The sequence below is a fragment of the Streptomyces sp. NPDC032091 genome (genome assembly GCF_055580265.1).
Genome location: NZ_JBVILR010000014.1, coordinates 1 through 4319, shown reverse-complemented (window position 1 = coordinate 4319; position 4319 = coordinate 1). Strand labels below are relative to the sequence as shown.

Sequence of the window (4319 nt, the reverse complement as noted above, 5' to 3'; positions counted from 1 at the left end):
CGGGGCTCCTGGTTCCGGTTCGCTCGGGGGTGGGCTGGACCATGCCGCGACGATGCTGGCGGGTCCGGCGGTCGTGCAGCCGCCGCAGCCGCCCGGCCCGCCCGGCGCTCCCGGCGCTCCCGGTGCGCCCGGTGCGCCCGGGGGCGGGATGCAGCACGCCGCGACGATGCTGGCCGGTCCCGGTACCGTTCCGCCGCCCGGTCCGCCCGGCCCGCCCTCCGCGCCGCCCGGCGGTCCGGTGGGGCAGCAGCCGGCCCCGTCCGGCGTGCCCACGGTCGGCCCCGGCTACCAGGCCGTGCTCCGCTACCGTGCGCCCGACGGCTCCGAGCAGCAGCTCATCCGCCGCTCGGCGCCCGGCACCCCGCACCCCGAGTGGCAGATCCTGTACGAGCTCCGCGCGATGAACGTGCCGCCGCAGCAGGTGCTGGAGCTGCACACCGAGCTGGCCTCCTGCGAGCTGCCCGGCGGCTACTGCGCCCGGATGATCCGGGAGACCTGGCCTCAGGTGCGGATCACGAGCGTGGCCCCGTACGGGACCGACCACGCGGGACGTCAGCAGGGCATGCGGCACCTGCTCACCCATCAGGGTGAGCTGCACCAGGTGGCGGACGGTCCCGCGCGCCCGGCGCCGGTCCGTGCGCCGCTGCCGCAGGTCCCGCTCCAGCCGGCGATCCCGATGGACGCGATCGCGCAGGAGCTGGCGGGGGCGTTCGGGCCGCAGGGCGTGTTCCGGTTCGACCAGCGGGCGGTCTCGCGCCAGGGTGTGCCGGAGATCGTGGCGCAGACGCTGATGTGGGCGGGTCTGCCGGTCGATTTCGGGCCGTTCTTCTGGGCGCAGGCCGTGCCCGGGCAGCCGGTGCCGACGCTGGCGGAGCTGGCCGCGCAGCGGCAGGTGCAGCCGGCGTCGGACGCGGGTTCGTACCTGGTCGTCGGCAGTGACTTCGGCAAGGCGCTGTGCGTGCAGTACGGGACGGCGCACATCGTCGCGGTGCCGGTCGAGGCCGGCCCGGGCGGGGCGACCGTGCCGCCGCAGTTCGTGAATTCGAGCCTGCCGCAGTTCGCGCGGTCGCTGGCGATGCTGGGTCACATGTGGCGGCTGCGGCAGCATCTGACGCCGGAGCAGGCGGGGCGCTGGACCGTCGACTTCCAGGCGAATCTGGCGGGGCTCGACAGTGCGGCGCTGGCGTCACCGGAGAGCTGGTGGTCGGTGCTGCTGGAGCAGATGTGGGACGGACTGCTCTGATCGGGCAGCGCCGGATGATCGGTTGAATGGCCGGGCCGGGACCCTCGGTGGGGGTCCCGGCCCGGCCATTCAGGCTTCCGGCCCCAAATGACGCATCCTTGACGGTAATCCCCGCGAGAGAGGCGCTTCCAGGATGAGTGCACCCATGTCACCTCACGGACCCCAGGGTTTCTCGACCGTGCGCGGAGGCCGCGGTTACCGGCCGGAGGACGTCGACCGGTACCTCTCCCGGCTGGCCGGCAGCCGGGACGAGGCCTGGGAGCGGGTGGCGCGGCTGACCGTCCTGGCGCGGCGGATGGAGGAGGAGGCGGAGCGGCTGCGCGTGGCGGTGGCGGCGCTGGCCCCGCAGACGTACGACGACCTGAGCGAGCGCGCCCGGCGGATCCTGGCGCTGGCCCAGGAGGAGGCGGAGGTTCTGCGGGCGGACGCGCGGGCGGACGCGCTGGAGGCGGCGGCCGCGGCCGAGGCGCACGCCGACCGGGTGTCCGAGCTGGCGCGGCACGACGCGGAGGCGGTGCGCGAGCAGACCGAGGTGCGGGCGCGGCAGGGGTTGCTGCGGGCGCAGCGGGAGGCGGACGAGGTACGGGCGAAGGCGCGCGAGGAGGCCGCGGGGTGGCGGGCCGAGGCGCAGGCGGGGCTGGCGGAGACGCGCCGGCGTGCGCAGGCGTTGCTCGCGGAGCGGGAGCAGGAGCAGGCGGAGCGGTGGGACGCGGCCGGGCGGGAGGCGGCGGCGCGGGAGGCGGAGCTGGAGGCGCGGCTCGCGGAGATGGAGCGGTACGCGCAGGGGCGGCTGGCGGAGGCGCGGCGGGGGTTCGCGGAGGCGGAGGAGTCGGCGCGGCACGGGCAGGAGGACGCGGAGGCGCGGGCGGCGGAGCTGGTGGCGCAGGCGCGGGTGCGGCAGGAGCGGGTGGTGCGGGAGACGGACCGGATCCTGCGGGAGCACGCGGAGGCGCAGGAGGAGATGCGGGCGCACATGAACCACGTCCGCTCCAGCCTGGCGGCGCTCACGGGGCGGGCGCCGGCGGAGGGATAGCCGTCGCCCTGGCCGGGGCGTTGCGGGGTCGGGGGGGCTGGTCGGGGTCGGCACCGCGCAGCGGGAGCCCGCCCCCCGGCCCGGGGACGGTCAGAGGCGGCGGAGGAAGTCGGCGATCAGCGGGGCGATGTCGTTCAGGTGGGTTTCGAGGGCGAAGTGCCCGGCCCCTTCGAAGACGTGGACCTCCGCGCCCGGCGCGTCCCGCAGGTACGCCTTGGCTCCCGCCGGGGTGAAGAAGGGGTCGCCGGCGCCCCAGACGACCAGTACGGGGAGCCCCGATTCGCGGAGCCAGGCCTGCCAGGCCGGGTAGTGGGCGAAGTTGGAGGCGTAGTCGAAGGCGAGGTCGGCCTGGGCGTCGGTGCGGCCGGGCAGGCCGAGGTAGTGGACGTCGAGGGTCCAGTTGTCGGGGGAGATCAGGGCGGGGTCCGCGACCCCGGTCTCGTACTGGAAGCGGGTGCCCTCCGGGGTGAACAGGCGGCGCACCCGTTCCTCGTTGCCCGGTACCTCCCGCCGTAGTCCCGCGAACTGGCGGGCGGCGTCGGAGAGTCCCTCGTCGTAGGCGTTGCCGTTCTGGACGATGAGGCCGGTGACGCGTTCGGGGCGCCGGGTGGCGAGCCGGAGGCCGACGGGGGCGCCGAAGTCGAAGACGTACAGCGCGAAGCGGTCGAGGGCGAGGGCGTCGGTGAAGCCCTCCACGATGTCGGCGAGGCGGTCGAAGGTGTACGTGAAGCCGGGCGGGGTGTCGGTGCGGCCGAAGCCGGGGTAGTCGGGGGCGATCAGCCGATACGGGGTGTCGCGCAGGGCGTCCATCAGGCGGGTGAACTGGTGCGAGGCGGTGGGGAAGCCGTGCAGGAGCAGCAGGACGGGACCGTCGGCGGGGCCGCTTTCGCGGTAGGCCACGGTCACGCCGTCGACGTCTACGGTGCGGTGCGCGATCATCACATGCCTCCAGTGGGTCCAGTGGCATTAGTCTCGGCGGGAGATCGCTAATGTGTCAACGGCCCTTGCTAGCATTAGCCGGTGACGTTCTTTCCGTTGACCGGCGAGCCCCTCGCGCTCGATCTGCTGAACACCCGCCCCGCCGACGCCGGCGATCTCATCGCCGACCGGGCCGGGCTCGCCGCCTGGCTGGCGGTGGAGGGGGACCGGCTGAGCCGGGTCGCCGAGGTGGGGGAGGCCGAGGTGGCCGCCGCGCACGCCGTGCGGGAGGCCGCCGGGCCTGCGCTGGACGCGGCGCGGCGCGGTGCGCGGCCGCCCGCACAGGCGCTGGAGGCGCTGAACGCGGCCCTCGCCGCCGCCCCCGCGCACCGGGAGGTGTACTGGTCGGCCCTGACCGGCCTGGTGGCCGCCCCGCACCGGGAGGCCGCCCCGGCGGCGCGGCTGGCCGCCGAGCTGGCGGAGGCGGTGGTGGACCTGCTGACGGACGAGCGGGTGGCGTCGGTGCGCGCCTGCGAGGCGGACGACTGCGTGCTGCTGTTCCTGCCGGCGCACCCCAGGCGCCGCTGGTGCGTGGCGTCGGCCTGCGGGAACCGGGCGCGGGTGGCCCGTTATTACGCCCGGCACAAGGGGGAGCGGCCCTGATGGACGGGGAGGCGCTGACCGAGAACGAGTACGCGTTCGTGCTCAACGCGTCGGAGATCGACATCCTGCCCGGGGTCTGGGGCGACCTGGCGGAGGCGGACAAGGAGAAGCCGGCCTCCTGCCTGATCCCCGTCCTGCTGGGGCTCGTCGACCGGGGGTGGGTGGCGGTGCACCGGGTGGTCCCCTGGACCTCACCCGACGGCACCCCCGGCTTCCGGCCGGGCCCCGTGGTCGATCGCGCGGACCTGCCGGCGGTCCTCGCGGACCCTCAGGAGTGGGAGTACCCCGAGGAGTTCGACTGGGTCGGCAAGCTGACCCTGACCCGGGCGGACGTCCAGGTGCATTGACCCGCCGCGGGTCGATACACCTAGACGAGTAAGTCCGAAGTCTTCGGGCGCATGAAGCGAGGGTCTCGTTGGTTCGTTTGTGACGACAAACCTGGAGACCCTCGCGACTGCACTG

The 4319-nt window shown here is 74.9% G+C and carries 5 protein-coding genes; 4 read left to right on the top strand and 1 reads right to left on the bottom strand.

From position 1 onward, the window contains the following. Positions 1 to 1243 (top strand): SUKH-4 family immunity protein (locus ACZ5NJ_RS22245; protein WP_468766838.1); only part of this gene is annotated, 1243 nt, incomplete at its 5' end. A 133-nt stretch (positions 1244 to 1376) separates the two neighbouring features. Continuing rightward, positions 1377 to 2276: a cellulose-binding protein gene (locus ACZ5NJ_RS22240; RefSeq protein ID WP_468766837.1), complete on the top strand. Its 900-nt coding sequence runs from the start codon at positions 1377 to 1379 to the stop codon at positions 2274 to 2276. 90 nt (positions 2277 to 2366) lie between these two features. Here the strand turns inward: ACZ5NJ_RS22240 and ACZ5NJ_RS22235 are convergent, their stop codons facing one another. After that, positions 2367 to 3215 (bottom strand): alpha/beta fold hydrolase, encoded by an 849-nt coding sequence (locus ACZ5NJ_RS22235; protein WP_468766836.1) that lies wholly within the window; start codon positions 3213 to 3215, stop codon positions 2367 to 2369. An 81-nt stretch (positions 3216 to 3296) separates the two neighbouring features. Between ACZ5NJ_RS22235 and ACZ5NJ_RS22230 the strand changes: the two genes are divergently transcribed. Both ACZ5NJ_RS22230 and ACZ5NJ_RS22225 read left to right on the top strand, forming a co-directional pair. Continuing rightward, entirely contained in the window at positions 3297 to 3857 is a 561-nt protein-coding gene (locus ACZ5NJ_RS22230) for a CGNR zinc finger domain-containing protein (protein ID WP_468766835.1), read from the top strand. Then, complete coding sequence (locus ACZ5NJ_RS22225; protein WP_468766833.1) at positions 3857 to 4204, top strand: hypothetical protein; 348 nt, start codon at positions 3857 to 3859, stop codon at positions 4202 to 4204. The genes ACZ5NJ_RS22230 and ACZ5NJ_RS22225 overlap by 1 nt, the downstream gene beginning before the upstream one ends. The last annotated feature ends 115 nt before the right edge of the window (positions 4205 to 4319 follow it).

Coding starts and splice junctions, on each gene's coding strand:
- ACZ5NJ_RS22235 (WP_468766836.1), bottom strand. CDS start 3,215: ATGATCGCGCACCGCACCGTAGACGTCGACGGCGTGACCGTGGCCTAC.
- ACZ5NJ_RS22225 (WP_468766833.1), top strand. CDS start 3,857: ATGGACGGGGAGGCGCTGACCGAGAACGAGTACGCGTTCGTGCTCAAC.
- ACZ5NJ_RS22240 (WP_468766837.1), top strand. CDS start 1,377: ATGAGTGCACCCATGTCACCTCACGGACCCCAGGGTTTCTCGACCGTG.